Here is a 17292-nt window from a genome sequence, read left to right on the forward strand (position 1 = left end):
GGTTTGCCAGTGAGCCTCGCAGCCGCAAAGCGGGCGGGTGAGCGAGCGGAGGCGGCCGCCCACGAGTTGCTGCCGTGGCTCCGGTATGTCAGTGATACGACGGCCGAACATTACGATGCCGTCGTCCGCGAGCCCAACGGTGAGCTTGCAGCCGGCGACGTGATCGAGATCAAGAGCGCGGCTGTCGTCATTCAAGACGGTCGCCCCGGACAGTTCTATCTCCGCCAGACCCAACACGACCCGCTCGTCGCCGAGGAGGGGTGGTATCTGTTGGTCGTCTGTTCGCCCACCACCGACCGAGAGATCCTCACCCACCGCTTTGTTCGCGCCGCGACGCTCGAGGCCGACCACATCGATTCGTGGTGGAGTGGTGCCGGTACTCGGTCGGATTTCCGGCAACTACGATGGCCCCATGTGATCGCCCGCGACGCCGTGGAGGGATCGCGATGAGTGGGGGATCGATGCGGGGTGTTCGTCGACCCGATGGTCGCGAAGAGCCGCCCGAGAACCATGTCAGTGTCTTCCCCTGGCCCGGCGGCAAGGGTCGGCGGTCCGAGTGGCTTCTCTCACGAATGCCCGCCCATGACTGCTACGTAGAGGCTTTCGGTGGCAGCGCGGCGCTGCTCTACAACAAACCACGATCGCACAACGAGGTCTATAACGACGTGAACGACGATCTCGTGCAGTTCTTCGAGATCCTTCGCGAGCGCGACGACGAGCTCGCCGAGTGGGTCCGGGACGTTCCCTACTCCCGGAGTCTGCACTCGGAGTGGATTGATGACTACCTTGACGGGTATCGCCCCGAGGACTCGATCGAGCGCGCCGGCCGGTTTTGGTGTCTCAGATACATGCAGTTCGCGGCCAAGCCCTTCGAGAAAGCCGGATTCAAGGTCCGTAACTACAGGAATCCGGCACGGACCTTTGACAACGCGAAAGGGCGACTCCGGGAGATCGCCGACCGCTTCCGCGCAGTGACGATCGAAAACCGCGACTGTGTGGACATCCTTGAGGGGTACGACGCGACTTGGGACGACCCCGATGAACCGGACGTCCTGTTCTACCTGGACCCGCCATACGTCGGGACGGAGCACTACTACGCACTCGAGTTCGATCACGAGGCGTTCGTCGAGGCGTTGATGAACATCGACGGCCGCTGGATGTGTTCGTACTCCGAGCTCCCCGGCTCGCTGGTCGCGTGTTTAATCGGCGCAGCGAGGGAGGGAGACGACCACTACGTATTATCTCGCGAGCGCCGCCACCGGATGACGCGCTCGAATGCATCGGAGACAACAGAGCGGCTGATCTGCAACTTCGACCCGTCTCGCGAGGCGTCCTTCGTCGATCAGTCGACGACACAGCAGACGTTAGTTCAGTCCGATGGCGGACAGAATACCCGTGCTGAAAACACTGGGACTGACCACACGGAGGGATCGCGATGACGGGCAACTCCGAGATCCGGGCGGCACTCGCCGACGAGCGGGAGAACGCGACGTTCCTCCAGCATATCGCTATCGGCGTGATCGGCGGTGCGGTTGTGGGGATCAACATCGGCGATGACGCTGTGGCGTTCCTGATCACGCTGGCGGTCGGAGCCCTTCTCGCCGGTCACCTGTGGGAGCGCTCGCTACAAGCTCTGGACAGCGAGGGAGGTGACACCGCGTGAGCACCATGATCAACCAGTGGGTGAACGACATCCACATAGGTGATGCTGCAACGACGCTTGCGGAACTCCCCGAGTCGTCGGTCCATATGGTGATGACATCGCCCCCCTATTTTGGACTCAGAGATTACGGTGTCGACGGCCAGATCGGACTGGAAGACTCTCTCGACGAGTATATCGACGAGCTCCTCGATGTCGCCGACGAACTGCGCCGTGTCCTTCGCGACGACGGTTCATGGTGGCTCAACCTCGGCGATTCCTTCGCCGGCTCTCGCGGCGCCGGTGGGCAGTGGGGTGGCAACGATACCGGAACGGCCACGCGAAACGCGGATCCGGGCGGCGCCTCTAATCGTGATACCTCGACATCACTCCGCCGAAAGTCGAAGATGCTCGTCCCGCATCGCGTTGCGATCGCCCTCGAGGAGGCGGGGTGGATTGTCCGTTCCGACGCCGTTTGGAGCAAACCGAACCCGATGCCACATCCGGTGAAAGACCGCCTTCACGAGCACAAGGAGTACGTCTTCCATCTCGTTCCCGAGCCGGACTACTGGTTCGATCTCGATGCGATCCGCCAGCCGCACAAGGAGGCATCACTCGAACGGCGCGGTCGGTATGATTTCAATACGTCGGGGACCAGCGCTGACGCCTACCCAACGCGGGAGACTGACGAGTACATCGGCACCGAACCGGGAGACGCACTGCATCCGAACGGGAAGAATCCCGGCGACATCTTCGACGTCGCGGTCAAACCATTCCCCGATGCACACTTTGCGGTGTACCCGCCCCAGTTGGTTGAGGCGCCGATCGAATCTTCGTGTCCAAAGCGGGTCTGTGCCTCCTGTGGCACACCGTATGAGCGTGCCGTCGAGGATGTCCCAGTGTGGGAACGGGATCGATCGGGCATCGAACGCGAGCAGTTACACCACGCCCTCGATCGGTTTGAAAATTCCCACCTAACGGAGGAACACCTCGAGGCGGCTCGGGCGAAGGGGTTCTCTGACGCTGCCGCCGGGAAAGAACAGGTCGGCGCGGGTAGGAACACTGCGGACGTCGAGCAGCTTGCCCAGGAAGCGAAGGAAGTCCTAGGAGGATACTTCCGGGAGATCACGATGACCGCCCACAAGACCGGAGGCTGGTCGCAGGCGTGTGACTGCGAGACCGACGAGACCGAGCCGGGTATCGTCCTCGATCCCTTCGCCGGAGCAGGGACGACCTGTCTCGTTGCCAAGCAGCTTGGCCGGCAGTTCATTGGGATCGATCTAAACGCCGAGTACGTCGCGATGGCGCAGAAGCGTGTCGGCGTCGACGTCGATACGCCCGAACTACTGCTTGAGGATGCAGCCCAGACAACGCTGCGCGACGCCGACGGAGGTGACACTGCGTGAGCGCGACGATCGAGGGTCGGGAATACACTCACACCTTTGTCGGCGACTGTCCCGCCTGTGGCGGGCGGATGCTCGAGGTGTCGGTGACGATCGCCAGCGACGAGCGGACGATCAGTTTCGAGTGTATCGACTGTGCCCACCGCGGCCGCGTCGCCCACACGTTCGCGGCCGGGATCGACGAGCCGATCCAGCAGGTGGGCGTCGAGGCGGTCCGCAGCGGATGGGTGCGCTGGATCGACTGTCGGCGCTGTCACGGCAGCGGTCGCGTGCTTGCGACCGTTTGTGATCTCCAGCGGGCGCTGGGGCGCGACGAATCCTGCCCCCGATGTGGGGGCAGTGGCACCGTTCGCAATGGCTACCACGAATCCATTCCGGAGGCTGTTTCACGATGAGCAAATCAGACGCAAATCAATCCACTGAGGACGAACTGTTAGCGTTGATCCAGGCCGAGCCAGCGGAGGCGTTTCGCATGTATCCCGACGAGCTTCGTGCGATGCGTGAGGAGTGCGACAGCGAACGCGTCCGGAAACTGATCGATCACGTTCTGGATAAATATGTCAACGGCCACGAGCCGGCCGAGACAGCCGGCAACGTCGGCACGGGGGGGTCTCGATGAGTGCCGTGTCACTCCAGCATCGAGCGGACGACGTCGGGATCCATATCGAGTTCCTCCCCGAGTTTCTCGAAGAGGACCGCCCGTTGGGGGTTGGCGGTTCCGTTCCGGTTGCGCTCGAGGTCGTCGTCGACGGCGGCGAGTTCCTGGGCAGCGGCGGGCGTCATCGCCTGCCCACAGTCCGTACAGACCGGCTCGTGGCGGGGAACGTCGGTCCCACAGCGGGGGCAACTCACGGGAGCAATCCGCCCCGGCTTGTCGCCGGCGTCGATCTCGATGCCGTGGACCTTCGCAAGTTCGCGATCGGTGTCGCTACCGAAGACCGAAATGTAGCGGGCGGCCGCCCGCGAGCCCCGCACCCAGCCGTGATGGTCCTCGATGTGGGCCTGGTTCAGGTTCCGCGAGGCCAGAAAGGCCGCACTCGATTTCCGGAAGTTCGTCAGCGTGACGGGACGGGAGATCCCGGCCCGCTTGGCGGCCTGTTTGAATACTTTTCCGACCATCCGATCGGAGAGTTCGCCGACCGAATGCAGCTTCGACCACAGCGGGACTTCCCGGTCGGTGCGATCGGCCGGATGATACCCGAGCCAGTCGTTGACGTGTGGGGCCCCCGGAATGAGCGTGACCGTTCGGCGGCCCTGCTTGCCTTCGACGGTGACCTGGAGGCCGTGTTTGTGGTCCTGGAGGTCGCCGATCGAGAGCGATTTGAACTCCCCGCCGCGGAGGCCGGCATCGAACTGCAGCGCGATCATCGCCTTATCGCGGGCGTTGTGGCAGGCATCCAGCATTGGGATGACGTGGTCTTCCCAGTGCAGCATCTCACGGGGATCCGGCGTCGGATCGTACTCGCTCGAGGTCCCCGAGGGGATCCACGAGAAACTCACCGGCAGCCCGTCGGTGTCCGTTTCGATGTCGTCGCGACGCTCGGCGATGCGACGGCCGAAGACGCGCAGCACGGAGCGGTAATCGCGGTTGGTCTCCTCGTTGTCGAACTCTCGGTTGATCCAGGCGACGATCGACTCGGCGGCCGCCCGATCTTCGAGGGCGTCGGCGAGGCCGCCGTGTCGTTCGCTGATCCGGACGCAGGTACCGAGCAGCTTCTTGTGTCGGTAGTCAGTGTACTCCTGTTTGAGGAGGTCGATCCGATTCGAGAATGTCAGCAGCAACTCCCGATCCGCCGGGTCGACGTCGTCGCCAGTCCGGGCCCGATCGCGGAGTCGATCGATCTGCTCGCGGAGGTCATTAGCCATGCTTATATGCGAGAACTTCCGAGCCATGTTATAGCTATTGCTGTGGCTTTGAACTTTGATTCGGAAGCCGGCCCTTGGCTCTCACACTTTTTGCTAAAGCCCGAGACGACCTTGTCTCGGCACGTCTCTCTTTTTCGTATCGCCATGTCGGGAGTAGGACATAACGTTTCGACCGAGTGGGTTGTCTCGTCAGATTCGCTTGTGCCGTCGTAGCACAGAACGAGCGCGTCGAACCTTGTCCTATAGTAAACATCGCAACTATGTACACATCGATCTTCACCTGATGTGATGGTTTATTATACTTAAAATACGGCCTTAATTCGGGCGCTTAGCTCTTTTCTAATCGTTCAATGCCCAAGGCGGTCTTGGCCTGGGCCTCCCTGAGCAACGAGCATACACCGGACGGTGCGAATCCGCCCTTAAACGCGGTGGACGATCGCGACATCGCACTCACAGTCGTCTAGCTGTCTGAACGTGGGGGGGTGAATCGCCCGCGAAACCAGCGTCCGCTCCGAACTCGATCCCACGACCGTGAGGTCGTAATAGGCCGCGTTTTCGGCGATGACGTTCTCGATCGGCGCGTTCATGACGCGTGTCTCGAACGCTCGATTGAACGTCTCCGCAAGGTCCGCGAGCATGCTTTCGGCCTCCCGCCGCTGGTTCTCGGCATCGATGGAGTGACAGATAGTCGTCCGCCCCTGGTCACCGGCGAGGCGGTCGGCGAAATCCAACATCGTGTGAGCGATGCCTCCGGCGTATTTGACGGGCACGAGGATGCGGCGCCACGTCTCCGTCCCGCCGGTCCCCCGGAAGACGATCACGTCGATGGACGAGGCGAATAGCTGCCGGACGAACTGTGAGAGCTTCCCGTCGGCGGTTTCGTAGGGTGTGACGATCAGATCACAGTTGTTCTCTTCTGCCGTCCGCGTCACGATCTGTCCATCGTCGGGATCACCGTCGACGACGACCACTTCACACGGGACGTCGAAGCGCTCGGAAACGGTGCCGGCGTACGCTTCCACTCGTTCCGCGGCTCGCCGTACCTGACGGGGCGGTGTATCCGTATCGGACTCCCCTTCGTCGCCTCGGTCCGCATCGACGATCCCGAGTAGCACGACGTTTCCGGTCTCGTGTGCGGCGGCGATCTGGGCCCCGAACGAGAGCACTGTCTCGATGCGATCGCCGCGGATTGGGACGAGGACGGCATCGTCGCCGTGGGTGGTCCGATAGAGGTATTCCGCCCGCTGTTCGTAGATCCGGTCGCGCCACAGGTAGAACGCCCCGGCGACGATCGATGCTGACAGGCCGACACTGACGACGTAGATGGGTTCGCCGACTCCGACGACGAGCACGAGCAGCGCGGTCGAGAACGCCTGTGACTCCTCGAAATCGAATATCCATGTCACGGCCCCCGTGAGAAACACGCCAAGGGCCGCCGCCACCGGATCGACGTGGAACAGCCCCGAACCGGCGACGTACCAATAACGCGTGCTGATCTCGAGTGCGGCCCATCCACAGAATGCTCCGGCGGTCATTCCGGCGACGAACCGTCGCGGCGTCGCGTATTTCGACTCCGGATTGGCGAACAGGGTGTACGTCCCCGAGGCCAGCGGCGGAAACATCAGGAACGGCAGGACGTCGAGTCGGTTCGAGACGAACGTCACGACGCCGATCAGCGCCGGCATGAAGACCAAAAGCGAGACGTGGAGGAAATTACGTGTGTTTTCGAGCCACCGCCGCGCGTCCGTGACCTCGCGTCGCGTGACCCGCCGAGCCCGTGTGAGCGCTAGTCGCAGACGTGACCGGATCGACATGATAGATTCCAAATGCGGTGCCCGATGAACTACCCCGCCCTGCTCGCGCCGCACGCTCTCTCTCTCGTTCGGACGCTGTCCGTGTTTGCCAACTTCGCAAGGAGCGAACCGTTCCTGACGGAACGACGAGCGAGCCGAAGCCGACGGGTCGGAACGCCCATCTCGACCATCTGTTCGACGTTCGTTGTGATAAATGCTTGTGTGAGCCCGTGAGCCTACAAGACAGGGGGTGGTGGTGTGAGACAGGGGGTGGTGTCCGTCCGGATCCCCCCCGCGCTGTTGGCTTCCCCCGCGATACCGGACCGTGGGGGCTTCGCTTCGAAGCCTTTATCAGCGGACTGACCCTCAAATGACGTACTATGAGTGACAAGCCGGCCTCGATGTACCGGGACATCGACAAGCCCTCGTATACCCGACGCGAGTACATCACGGGTATCCCCGGCTCGAAGGTCGCCCAGTACAAGATGGGCAAATTCGATGCCGACCCCGACGACTACGAGGTCCAGATCAGCCTCCTCGTCGACGAGGAGGTCCAGATCCGCCACGGTTCCCTCGAGGCCTCCCGGCTCTCGGCGAACCGCCGTATGCTCAAAGAGCTCGGCGAAGGCGGCGACTACAAGATGACGCTCCGAAAGTTCCCCCACCAGGTCATCCGGGAGAACAAACAGGCGACCGGCGCGGGGGCGGACCGTGTCTCCGACGGGATGCGACAGTCCTTCGGGAAGATCGTCGGTACGGCCGCTCGGATACAGAAGGGTGAACAGCTCTTTACCATCTGGTGTCACCCCGAGGACGCCGACGTCGCGAAGGACTCGCTCCGACGCGCGTACAACAAGATCTCCCCGCCGTGTACCGTCCGAGTCGAGCGCGGTGAGGAACTGCTCATCGCCTGACCGGCGATCTCCTCCCGATGCGGCTTGCGGATGCGACGTGGACCGACGCCCGTGACGCCGAGACCGATCTCGCGGTTCTTCCGGTCGGTAGCACCGAACAGCACGGGCCCCACGCACCGCTCGGCGTCGATTCGATAACGGCCGAAGCGATCGCTTCGGCCGGCGCGGACGACTACGCCGATGCCCACGGCGACCGACCGGTCGTCGGCCCGACGATACCGGTGGGGATCGCAGAGGAGCACCGTGCCTTCGACGGGACGCTTTGGGTCTCCGAGGACGCCTTTCGGGCCTACGTCCGCGAGACGATAACGAGCCTCGCCTCCCACGGGTTCGATCGGATCGTCGTCGTTAACGGCCACGGCGGCAACACCGAGGCGATCAGAGAACTCTGTGGCCGGGTGAGCCGCGACAGCGACGCCTACGCCGCCGGGTACACCTGGTTCGACGCGGTCGAGTTCGACTCCTTCGGCCACGCCGGCCCGGCCGAGACGGCGGTGATTCGTCATCTCGCTCCGGAACTAATCTCCGAAGACCGGGTCGCGGAAGCCGCCGACGGGGCGGCCGAGCAGTGGGGAGAGTGGGTCGCGGGAACCAACCTCGCGTACGATTCCGATACGTTCACCGACAGCGGTGTCGTCGGTGACCCTCGCGACGGTGACGCCGACCTCGGCGAGCGACTCCTGTCCGCGGCCGCGGCCGGACTGTCGGAGCTACTCGCCGCGGTGGCGAACCGAGATCACTGACCGACGGGCCGGACGTGCCGCCCGTGTTTATGTATCTCTACGCCCAACCCCGGCGTATGCGTGTCCTCGTACCCGTCGATGGGTCAGCGCCCTCGAACGACGCGTTGGCGTACGCGTTCGAACGCTTTCCCGACGCCGAGTTCATCGCGCTCTACGTGATGGACCCCGTCGACGGCGCGACGGCTTGGGGACCCGGACGAACCAACGACTGGCTCTCTGCCGCCGAAGAACGCTCCGAGACGGTTCTGGAGGCGGCACTCGACGCCGCCGACGCCGACGTTGCGATCACGACCGACGCGGTCGTCGGCCGCCCCGCACACACGGTCGTCGAATACGCCGACGAGCACGACGTCGATCACGTCGTCGTCGGAAGCCACGGCCGAGACGGGATCTCCAGAATACTCCTCGGTAGCGTCGCCGAAACGGTCGTCCGCCGTTCCCCCGTCCCCGTGACCGTCTGCCGCTCACCCTGACGTCGGGAGCCGGATTTATGGTAATAGACGGCCTACCCGGCGGTATGTACGGGACGCTTCTTTTCGCGACCGACGGCAGCTCCGACGCCGCGGCCGCGCTCGATCACGCTCTCGAACTCGCCGCCTCGACCGGGGCGACGCTTCACGTTCTCTCCGTTGTCGAGACCCGGACTGCCTACGACAACGCCATCGTCGATCCCGAGGAGGTCCGAGAGAACCTCAGAGCCGACGCGAAGGAGGCACTCGCCGACGCCGAGGCCAGAGCCACCGAGGCGGGCGTCGAGTGCGAAACCACCCTCGAGGAGGGGCCGCCGCCGGAACGGATCCTCGATGCGACCGAACGCACTGACGCCGACGCGGTCGTCGTCGGTGCGACCGGTCGGTCCGGGTTCAAACGACTCGTCCTCGGGGGAACGGCCGAACAGCTCCTCGAATCGTCGCCGGTCCCGGTCGTCGTCATCGGCGGCGGGACCTGATACGGACCACCGGCGGGGGCCTTTTATCTGATGGGATCGTATACCCCGTTCAATGCTCGTATTCGACGTGCTCTTGGTCGGTGAGGCCCCCTCCCGCCGAGCCGTTCTGGAGTCGTTTCCCGACGACATCGTCGATACGACGGTGGTCTCGGGGGCTGACGACGCGCTCGAGGTACTCGAGACGACCGGCTCCGACTGCGTCGTCACCGACTACGACCTCCCGGCTCGCGACGGGCTCGACCTCCTCGCGTCGGTCCGGGAGTCGTTCCCGGCGCTGCCGGTCGTCGTATACACGGCGGACGGCGACGAGGCCGTCGCCGAGGCGGCTATCGACGCGGGCGTGACCGCCTACGTCCCCGCGAGCGACGGTTCGGGCGGTGACGGGATTGCCGACCGGGCGATCGAGCAAGCGCGACGGAACCACGTCTCGACGACGGTGGACGAGTCGGACCCGACCGCCGCGAACCTGAAACTCGCCGAGTTGGCGATGGACGAAGCGCCGGTCGGGATCACGGTCGCCGACCCCAACGAATCCGACGAGCCGCTCATATACGTCAACGACGCGTTCGAACGACTCACCGGATACGATACCTTCGAGATCCTCGGCCGGAACTGTCGGTTCCTCCAGGGCGAGGGGACCGACCCCGAGACGGTCGAACGGGTCCGACAGGCCGTCGACGATCGGCGACCGATCTCCGTCGAGATACTCAACTACCGCAAGAACGGTGAGCCGTTCTGGAACCAGTTGAACATCGCGCCCGTAACGAACGACGACGACGAACTCACCCACTTTCTTGGGTTTCAAACCGACGTCACGGAACGAAAGGAGATCGAACTCCGCTCACAGCGACAGGCCGAACAGCTCCGCGCCGACCGGCGGGCCCGCGAACGCCTTCTCGCCCGCCTCGACGGCATCATCCAGCGCGTGACTGCCTCGACGGTCAACAGCACGTCCCGAGCGGAGCTAGAGGAGCGCGTCTGTAAAGCGATCCTCGAGACGAACGACTACGAGGCCGCGTGGTTCGGGACGCGGCAGGCGACGAGTGACCGCATCGTGGTCAACGAACGGGCGGGCTGTGGGGGTGCCGACGAACCCGCTATCCCGGCCGATGCGCCCGACGACCCCGCCGACGAGGCGATCCGGAACGGGACCGTGACGATCGCCGAAACCGGATCGTTGCGGCCGGAATCGCCACACGGCCGCTTTGCGCCCCCGGACGGCGGACTCGCGGCGATACCGCTTCGGTATCGCGACGCGGATTACGGCGTTTTGGTCGTATACGTCTCCCAGTCGGCCCCCCTCGACGACCACGAGACCGCGGTCTTCGAGGCGCTCGGTCGGGTGATCGGGACCGGCATCAACGCCCTCCAGAACCAGCGGCTGTTGGCCACCGACGAGTACCTCGAGTTGACGTTTACCGGGCGTCCCCCCGCTCCCGTCCCTGCGGAGTTGGCCGCCCAGGCGGACTGTGAGATCACATACCGGGGTGCCGTCTCCCGTAGCGATGGCCAGTTCGTCCTGTCGGCTCTCGTCTCCGGGGCAGCCTTCGCCGACATCGAGGAAGCCGCCGCGACGCTGTCCCGGCCGCCGAACGTGAGCCTGGTCGCCTCCTACGACGACGCGTGTCTCGTCGAGATCGTACCGGCCGGGGCGTCCGTCGTCCGGACGGTGCTCGATCACAACGGCTCGATCCGGTCCCTGTCGGCCGACGGAGACGTCGTCGACCTCCGGATCGAGATCCCACAGACGACAAACCCCAATACGGTGGTCGGTGCCGTCCTCGACCGGTACGGGGGGCTCTCGCTGTCCTCTCAGCGCCGGCGCGAGCGCGATCGGGACTCCCGAAAGGAACTCACCGAGTCGCTCCGCGCCAACCTCACGGACAGACAACTCGAGGCGATCCAGAAGGCGTATCTGAGCGACTACTTCGAGTGGCCGCGCCCGGTCTCCGGCGAGTCCATCGCCGATTCGATGGGCATCACCCGATCGACGTTCCACCAGCACCTCCGCGCCGCCCAATCGAAGATCATCGGGGAACTCCTCGAAGACGTCAAACTCCCGCGAAAGCCCAACTAGTCGGGTGGCGCGGATTTGTACGTCGCGGACGGATTTGTACGTATGACAGCCGACCCGCGGTCCCGGACGTTCCTGTCGACGCCGTGTCCCGAGCAGTCAGCCGGAGCACTCGGGTCGACGGAGGCACCGATCGGGACGCTCGGGTCGACGGAGGCACCGACCGGGACGCTCGGGTCGACGGAGGCACCGATCGGGACGCTCGGGCCGGGGAAACGATGACGCCGACGACGTATCTCGGGTTGCACCTCCGATTCATTCTCCCGCCGATACTGCTCGTCGGGCTCCTCGCGTACCGCCGTCCCGCCGCATCGTGGGGCCGCGTTCCGTTCGCCGGCCTCGGTGTCATTCTCGTGTTAGCCGTCGGATACACGACGCCGTGGGACAACCTCCTCATCGAGCAGGGCGTCTGGACGTACGGCGGGGGCGTCACTGCCGCCCACGTCTGGGCCGCGCCGATCGGGGAGTACCTCTTTTTTATTCTCCAGCCGCTGTTGGTCGCGCTATGGCTCTACAACCTCGATATCCCGACCGAGGGTGGCCTCCGGATTCCGATCGGGACGCGGGCTCTCGGCCTCGTGGCCGGTCTCGCCGTCGTCGCGGTCGGTGTCGGGTTGGTTCTTTCGGGGCCTTCGACGCTGTATCTGGGCGCGATCCTCGGGTGGGCCGGGCCGATCCTCGCAATCCAGTGGGCGTTCGGGTGGCCACACCTGCTCCGTGCCTGGAAAGCCGTCGCCGCCGGGATCGGCGTCCCGACCGTCTATCTGTGGGCCGTCGACTGGTATGCGATCACGAACGGGCTCTGGACCCTCTCCGATACGTATACCGTCGGGATCGCACCGTTCGGCCTGCCGATCGAGGAGGCGCTCTTTTTTTTCATCACGAACGCCTTCATCGTCCAGGGGCTGGTGTTGTACCTGTGGCTCGTCGACCAGTGGCCGACGGTCGCTCCCGACGTCCGGGCGGCCGTACCCCCCGCCTTCGAGAAGCTGTGTCCCTCCCGCACGCCGGTAGCCGCGACCGAGACCGAAGGGGGCGAGGACCGTGACCGAACCGCTACCTGACCGGCGGGCTGTCGCCGCCCGCCGGCCGGCCGAAACGACGGCGGTGCTGTTTTGGCTCGCCTTCGTGCCCGGTTGGGCCGTCGTGGCCGCGACGACGCTCGGCTTCGCCGCCGGTCTCTCGCTCCCGCAGTCCTACCAGTTGGTTCCGCTCGCCGTCAGTGTCGTCGTCCTCGGCCTCCCACACGGTGCTATCGACCACCTCGCGATCCCCCGGACCCGCGGCGAGGCGGTCACCGGTCGGTGGCTGGCCACCGTCGGCGTGCTGTATCTCCTCGTCGGTGGGGGATACGCCGCCGTCTGGTTTCTCGACCCCGCCGCAGCCGTCGGGTTCTTCGTTCTTTTGACGTGGGCTCATTGGGGACAAGGGGACGTCTATCCCCTCGTCGTGCTGTCGGAGGGCGAACACCCTGCCGGCCGGATCGGACGCGCCCTGACGGCTGCGACGCGGGGCGCGCTCCCGATGGGGGTTCCGTTCGTCTCGTTCCCCGAGCAGTACGAACTCGTCGTCGGGACGCTTGCGGGGCTGTTCGACCCGGCGGCCCCGGCGGCGCTTTCGGCCGTCTTCACCCCGAGGGCTCGATTGGCAGTCGCGGCCGTAATCGCCGGACTCATCTCGCTCTCGCTCGCCATCGGTGTCGTCTCGGCGGCCGGCGGTGACCGTCGTACGCTCTACGTCGACGCTGCCGAGACCGGGTTGCTCGTCGCCTTCTTTTGGACCGTCCCCCCCGATCTTCGCGGTCGGGCTGTACTTCTGTGTCTGGCACGCCCTCCGGCACATCGTCCGACTGCTCGCCGTCGATCCGACCGCCGCCGCCGCCCTCGAATCCCGGCGATACGGGGCCGCGATATCGGCGTTCGTTCGGGACGCCGCGCCCCTGACCGCCGTCTCACTCGGTCTGCTCGGATCGCTGTATCTCGTCGTTCCCGGGACGGTCACCGACCCGTTAGCGCTCGTCGGGACCTACCTCGTGTTGATCGCGGTGCTCACGCTGCCGCACGTCGTCGTCGTGACCGTGATGGACTACGAACAGCGGATCTGGACGCCGGCGTGATGCGGATCGGTGCCCCCCGCCGTCCTCGATACGACACAGCCGGACGCCGCATACCGTACTAGTAAGGCTCGGCTTTCATTCCCGTCGTCGGCGAACTGTGGGGTACGGTTATGACACACAAGACCCTGCTATCGGCACCGGACTCGGTCCTCACGCCCCAACAGACCGGGGTGACACAGACGGAACTGTTCGAGTACGTCCTCGGGGATCCACTCCTCGCGAGTTCGCTGTACGTAAACATCGCCCTCGCGGGGCTGGCGCTGGTGTTCTTCGTCTTCATGGCGAAGGACCTCCAGGATCCCCGCGCGAAACTCATCGCCGTCTCGGTGCTTCTCGTCCCGACTGTTTCCGTCGCGAGCTACACCGGACTCGCCTCCGGGCTCACGATCGGCGTACTCGAGATGCCGGCCGGACACGCGGCCGAGAACGCGTCGGTGATGATCGGCGGCGAACCGGTCGACGGCGTCATCTCGCTGTGGGGGCGGTATCTGACGTGGGCGCTGTCGACGCCCGCGATCTTGCTCGCGCTCGGACTGCTTGCGGGCTCGGATTCGACGTCTATCTTCACCGCGATCACCTTCGATATCGCGATGTGTATCACGGGGCTCGCCGCCGCGTTGACGACCTCCTCACACATCCTGCGGTGGTTCTGGTACTTCATCAGCTGTGCGTGCTTTGCGGTCGTCATCTACGTTCTGCTCGCGAAGTGGCCCGCCGACGCCGCGGCCGCCGGCACCGCGAGCGTCTTCAACACGCTGAAGCTCCTGACGGTCGTCCTGTGGCTCGGCTACCCGATCGTGTGGGCGCTCGGCGTCGAGGGAATCGCCGTCCTGCCGGTCGGCATCACCTCGTGGGCCTACAGCCTGCTCGACGTCGTCGCGAAGTACGTCTTCGCGTTCCTGTTGCTCAGATACGTCACCTCGAACGAGAGTGCCGTCTCGGGTGACGTCCTCGACGTTCCGTCCTCGGCCGCACCCGCCGACGACTGATCATCGGATGCCGACGGCTGGGTACCGCTTCGGCTCTTTCGCTCGCCCCGGCCGTGCCCTGTTCTCGACCGTCGATCGAAACGCATAAACTCGCCACCGACCCACGTACGACCGAGCCGAGGTAGCCTAGCCCGGCCAAGGCGGTTGCTTCGAGAGCAACTGTCCGTCAGGACACGTGAGTTCAAATCTCACCCTCGGCGCTTCTATCTTGATACAGCGAGAGAATCCCGCCCTTCTCGTGAGTGACGAGCGTTCCGACGTTCTGTCGGAACCGAGGAACGAACAGGGCGGGAGTGAATCGCGTAAACTCTGGGAAGATATCACCCTTGTTCCTACTGGCTGGATATTCAACGCTGGCCGAGGTCATTAAGTAATTACGCTGTCATAGGCTATGTATAGTGAATCTGGTCACGACACGTACCATTACAGCGGCACTTACCAACGACCGTGAGGGTGTCGTGCGTGATCTTGATTCACTCGCTCGTTCCGGCAGTAAAATCTGGAATGTAGCTCGGTGGACCGCTGGCCGCATCTGGGACCACACCGGAGAAATACCCGATGAAGGACCGCTCAAGTCCTACATGAAGAACCAACAGTGCTGGAAAGATTTGAATGCCCAATCAAGCCAGGCAATCGTCGAAGAATTGGCTGGCGCTTTCCAGTCGTGGTTCGAACAAAACGATCCAGACGCCAACCCACCGGGCTACCGCAAAGACGGCGATGAACGACCACGTAGCACGGTCACGTTCAAAGAAGACGGGTTCAAACTCGATACGAAACATCAGCAGGTCCGTCTCTCGAAAGGCAAGAACCTCAAAGACGACTGGAGCGACTTCATCCTCTGCGAATACGACACTGGTCCAGACACAGACCTGACCGACGTAGAAGACGTACAACAGGTCCGAACCGTCTGGAACGGCGACCAGTGGGAACTGCACTTCGTCTGCAAAGTCAGTATTGACGCCGCCGACTCGTCTGGTGAGAAGACGGCTGGTGTTGACCTCGGTATCTGCAACACTGCCGCTGTCTCCGTCGGTGACGAGACACTGCTGTATCCAGGGAATGCCCTGAAAGAAGACGCCCGCTACTTCCGACAAAAAGAATACGATACGGAAGGCGAAAACGGCCCCAGCAACCATGCTGAGTGGGCACGTCGAAAGAAATCACAGCGACAGGCTCACTTCCTGCACGCTCTCTCGAAAGACATCGTCGAGCAATGTGCTGAACGTAGCGTGGTGACGATAGCGGTCGGGCATCCGAAGGACATTCGTGAGGATGAAGACTGGGGGCGTCACGGGAACAAGCGTCTGCACGACTGGGCGTTTGAAACCCTGCTGAGTCACATTGAGTACAAAGCCGAACAACACGGGATTGACGTAGAGCGTGTTGATGAGGCAGGGCTGAAAACGTCGAAGACATGTTGTGTGTGCGGGATGAAAGCGGATTCAAACCGTGTTGAACGTGGCTTATACGTCTGTGAGAACTGCGACCTGGTCGCAAATAGTGACCTGAATGCGGCTGAAAATATGCGAAAGACGGTAACTCCGAGTCCGTCACAGGATAGGAGTAACGGCTGTCTGGCCCAGCCATGGGTCCGCCTGTTCGATAAACAGACGGGGAGCGTAGCCCCACAAGAACAGGTACGACCGTAGACCAGCAAATATCCCAACGCTGCGGTGCGGTTCGGGAAGCCTCGCCGTTTACGGCGAGGAGGAGGTCACCACCTATCCTGCGGTGAACGGCGGGACTCCCTCGCTGAATTGTAGTAGCGATCGGAAGACAATACACACTCGACCGCACGCTGTCAGTGCGATCGATGTGTACATAGTTGCGATGTTCACTATAGCTGGCAAACCACCCGGACAGCGACGCAGAGCGCTACCGTCGAGAAACGGGAGAACCCAGCCGCTTGCGGAGGGCGGAGACGTCACTCGACGCCCGATCTGTCGCCGGCGATACCGCCCTCGATGGCGATCCATCCAAGCGCGGAGATGAAGATCACCGGCGGAACCAAGAGCGCACCCCAGATCGGGTTCATGTCCCACTGGAGGATCAACAGGACGTTCCCGATCCCGAGTATACAAAGCGGAATGACGATCACGGCGGCCTTCCGGCTCCCCGAGGAGCGTTCGCTGGGATCGTTCACGTCGCCCATACTCCGAACACGGGGCGGTTCGATCAAAAGGGCGCCGGTCTCATATGGACTGCCGTCGCCGGGGAGTGTGCGGGCCGTCCACGGGACCGATGTGGCCGCTACCGGAGCGCCGAGACCCCGATCTGTTCGCCCCCGTCTCGTTGCCCCGGAGGCTGCTCCGGCGAGCCGGGAAGTAGCCGTCTACGCCGTCTCGGTCGAGCGGATGGGCGTCCTGATACTGACGGACAAAAGAATGTACACACGACGCACGAGGATCACGCCGTTCGACGGAGCGAACGGCGGATCACTCGTGAGTCGGTTTCATTTGATTTCGTCTACCGGTATGAATCCACAGCGTCCGGCCCTCGAGGCTGGCCTCGCGGGCCCACTCACGAGCCGCCGCCTTCGAGTCGAACCGGCGGCGGTATCCCGATTCGGCGACCCACTCGCCGACCGCGCCGCTGACCCGTCCGGCGGAGGGTTTCGCGGCGACGACGTAGCTTTCTTCCACGTCGGAGCCTGATACTGCCGGACGTACCGACGTGAATCGGGCATCTCTGAGAGTCGTGTTACGGCACGGTTTCGTCTATCTAAACGATTCGGATATGTACGAAAGTACGTCCGGTAGTATGAACGCTGGAGGCGAAAGGCTTTGATTGCGCTCGACAAAAC

Annotated in this window: 20 protein-coding genes, 1 tRNA gene and 1 pseudogene; 18 read left to right on the top strand and 4 right to left on the bottom strand. The window is 63.7% G+C overall.

Annotation, left to right across the window (positions count from 1 at the left end):
* The first annotated feature begins 9 nt into the window (after nucleotides 1-9).
* The 6 genes from HZR14_RS02920 to HZR14_RS02945 are packed head-to-tail and all read left to right on the top strand — an operon-like array spanning nucleotide 10 to nucleotide 3661.
* A complete protein-coding gene (locus HZR14_RS02920; RefSeq protein ID WP_181691375.1) occupies nucleotides 10-450 on the top strand; it encodes a PD-(D/E)XK family putative nuclease in 441 nt (146 codons plus the stop codon).
* Nucleotides 447-1439: a DNA adenine methylase gene (locus HZR14_RS02925; protein ID WP_181691376.1), complete on the top strand. Its 993-nt coding sequence runs from the start codon at nucleotides 447-449 to the stop codon at nucleotides 1437-1439. Before HZR14_RS02920 ends, HZR14_RS02925 begins: the two co-directional genes overlap by 4 nt.
* Nucleotides 1436-1663 carry a hypothetical protein gene (locus HZR14_RS02930; RefSeq protein ID WP_181691377.1) on the top strand — a complete coding sequence of 76 codons (228 nt, stop codon included), beginning with the start codon at nucleotides 1436-1438 and terminating at the stop codon, nucleotides 1661-1663. The genes HZR14_RS02925 and HZR14_RS02930 overlap by 4 nt, the downstream gene beginning before the upstream one ends.
* A gap of 5 nt (nucleotides 1664-1668) precedes the next feature.
* Entirely contained in the window at nucleotides 1669-3045 is a 1377-nt protein-coding gene (locus tag HZR14_RS02935) for a DNA-methyltransferase (RefSeq protein ID WP_181691533.1), read from the top strand.
* A complete protein-coding gene (locus HZR14_RS02940; RefSeq protein ID WP_181691378.1) occupies nucleotides 3042-3437 on the top strand; it encodes a hypothetical protein in 396 nt (131 codons plus the stop codon). Before HZR14_RS02935 ends, HZR14_RS02940 begins: the two co-directional genes overlap by 4 nt.
* On the top strand, nucleotides 3434-3661 hold the full coding sequence (locus HZR14_RS02945) for a hypothetical protein (RefSeq protein WP_181691379.1): 228 nt from the start codon (nucleotides 3434-3436) through the stop codon (nucleotides 3659-3661). Before HZR14_RS02940 ends, HZR14_RS02945 begins: the two co-directional genes overlap by 4 nt.
* Before the next feature lie 8 nt (nucleotides 3662-3669).
* On the opposite strand, the gene HZR14_RS02950 is transcribed toward HZR14_RS02945, so the two are convergent.
* Both HZR14_RS02950 and HZR14_RS02955 read right to left on the bottom strand, forming a co-directional pair.
* Nucleotides 3670-4908: a tyrosine-type recombinase/integrase gene (locus tag HZR14_RS02950; RefSeq protein WP_181691380.1), complete on the bottom strand. Its 1239-nt coding sequence runs from the start codon at nucleotides 4906-4908 to the stop codon at nucleotides 3670-3672.
* Nucleotides 4909-5327: 419 nt separating this feature from the next.
* Nucleotides 5328-6722 carry an HPP family protein gene (locus HZR14_RS02955; protein WP_181691381.1) on the bottom strand — a complete coding sequence of 465 codons (1395 nt, stop codon included), beginning with the start codon at nucleotides 6720-6722 and terminating at the stop codon, nucleotides 5328-5330.
* Nucleotides 6723-7081: 359 nt separating this feature from the next.
* Here HZR14_RS02955 and HZR14_RS02960 point away from each other — a divergent pair, with 359 nt between their 5' ends.
* The 12 genes and pseudogenes from HZR14_RS02960 to HZR14_RS03010 all read left to right on the top strand — a co-directional run bounded on the left by HZR14_RS02960 (nucleotide 7082) and on the right by HZR14_RS03010 (nucleotide 16138).
* A complete protein-coding gene (locus HZR14_RS02960) occupies nucleotides 7082-7615 on the top strand; it encodes a 50S ribosomal protein L16 (protein ID WP_181691382.1) in 534 nt (177 codons plus the stop codon).
* 17 nt (nucleotides 7616-7632) lie between these two features.
* Nucleotides 7633-8358, top strand: coding sequence for a creatininase family protein (locus HZR14_RS02965; protein ID WP_181691383.1), 726 nt, complete (start codon nucleotides 7633-7635; stop codon nucleotides 8356-8358).
* Between the two features lie 56 nt (nucleotides 8359-8414).
* Nucleotides 8415-8831, top strand: coding sequence for a universal stress protein (locus HZR14_RS02970; RefSeq protein WP_181691384.1), 417 nt, complete (start codon nucleotides 8415-8417; stop codon nucleotides 8829-8831).
* A gap of 44 nt (nucleotides 8832-8875) precedes the next feature.
* Complete coding sequence (locus HZR14_RS02975) at nucleotides 8876-9307, top strand: universal stress protein (protein ID WP_181691385.1); 432 nt, start codon at nucleotides 8876-8878, stop codon at nucleotides 9305-9307.
* Nucleotides 9308-9359: 52 nt separating this feature from the next.
* On the top strand, nucleotides 9360-11384 hold the full coding sequence (locus tag HZR14_RS02980; RefSeq protein ID WP_181691386.1) for a bacterio-opsin activator domain-containing protein: 2025 nt from the start codon (nucleotides 9360-9362) through the stop codon (nucleotides 11382-11384).
* A gap of 42 nt (nucleotides 11385-11426) precedes the next feature.
* Nucleotides 11427-11603: a hypothetical protein gene (locus tag HZR14_RS02985; RefSeq protein WP_181691387.1), complete on the top strand. Its 177-nt coding sequence runs from the start codon at nucleotides 11427-11429 to the stop codon at nucleotides 11601-11603.
* Nucleotides 11600-12445: a lycopene cyclase domain-containing protein gene (locus HZR14_RS02990; RefSeq protein WP_181691388.1), complete on the top strand. Its 846-nt coding sequence runs from the start codon at nucleotides 11600-11602 to the stop codon at nucleotides 12443-12445. Before HZR14_RS02985 ends, HZR14_RS02990 begins: the two co-directional genes overlap by 4 nt.
* An 82-nt stretch (nucleotides 12446-12527) precedes the next feature.
* Nucleotides 12528-13112 (top strand): annotated as a pseudogene (locus HZR14_RS14330) (Brp/Blh family beta-carotene 15,15'-dioxygenase); the annotation flags it as partial.
* Nucleotides 13099-13497 carry a Brp/Blh family beta-carotene 15,15'-dioxygenase gene (locus tag HZR14_RS14335; protein ID WP_370464945.1) on the top strand — a complete coding sequence of 133 codons (399 nt, stop codon included), beginning with the start codon at nucleotides 13099-13101 and terminating at the stop codon, nucleotides 13495-13497. The pseudogene HZR14_RS14330 and the gene HZR14_RS14335, both read left to right, overlap by 14 nt.
* 170 nt (nucleotides 13498-13667) lie before the next feature.
* Complete coding sequence (locus tag HZR14_RS03000) at nucleotides 13668-14486, top strand: bacteriorhodopsin (RefSeq protein ID WP_370464948.1); 819 nt, start codon at nucleotides 13668-13670, stop codon at nucleotides 14484-14486.
* 115 nt (nucleotides 14487-14601) lie between these two features.
* Nucleotides 14602-14686, top strand: a tRNA-Ser gene (locus tag HZR14_RS03005).
* Nucleotides 14687-14881: 195 nt separating this feature from the next.
* Nucleotides 14882-16138 (top strand): RNA-guided endonuclease InsQ/TnpB family protein, encoded by a 1257-nt coding sequence (locus HZR14_RS03010; RefSeq protein WP_181691534.1) that lies wholly within the window; start codon nucleotides 14882-14884, stop codon nucleotides 16136-16138.
* 275 nt (nucleotides 16139-16413) lie between these two features.
* On the opposite strand, the gene HZR14_RS03015 is transcribed toward HZR14_RS03010, so the two are convergent.
* Complete coding sequence (locus tag HZR14_RS03015; protein WP_181691390.1) at nucleotides 16414-16641, bottom strand: DUF8142 family protein; 228 nt, start codon at nucleotides 16639-16641, stop codon at nucleotides 16414-16416.
* A gap of 283 nt (nucleotides 16642-16924) precedes the next feature.
* Complete coding sequence (locus tag HZR14_RS03020; protein WP_181691391.1) at nucleotides 16925-17131, bottom strand: DUF8081 domain-containing protein; 207 nt, start codon at nucleotides 17129-17131, stop codon at nucleotides 16925-16927.
* Nucleotides 17132-17292: the final 161 nt, after the last annotated feature.

Source organism: Natronomonas salinimetallica (assembly GCF_013839515.1).
Taxonomy (GTDB): domain Archaea; phylum Halobacteriota; class Halobacteria; order Halobacteriales; family Haloarculaceae; genus Natronomonas.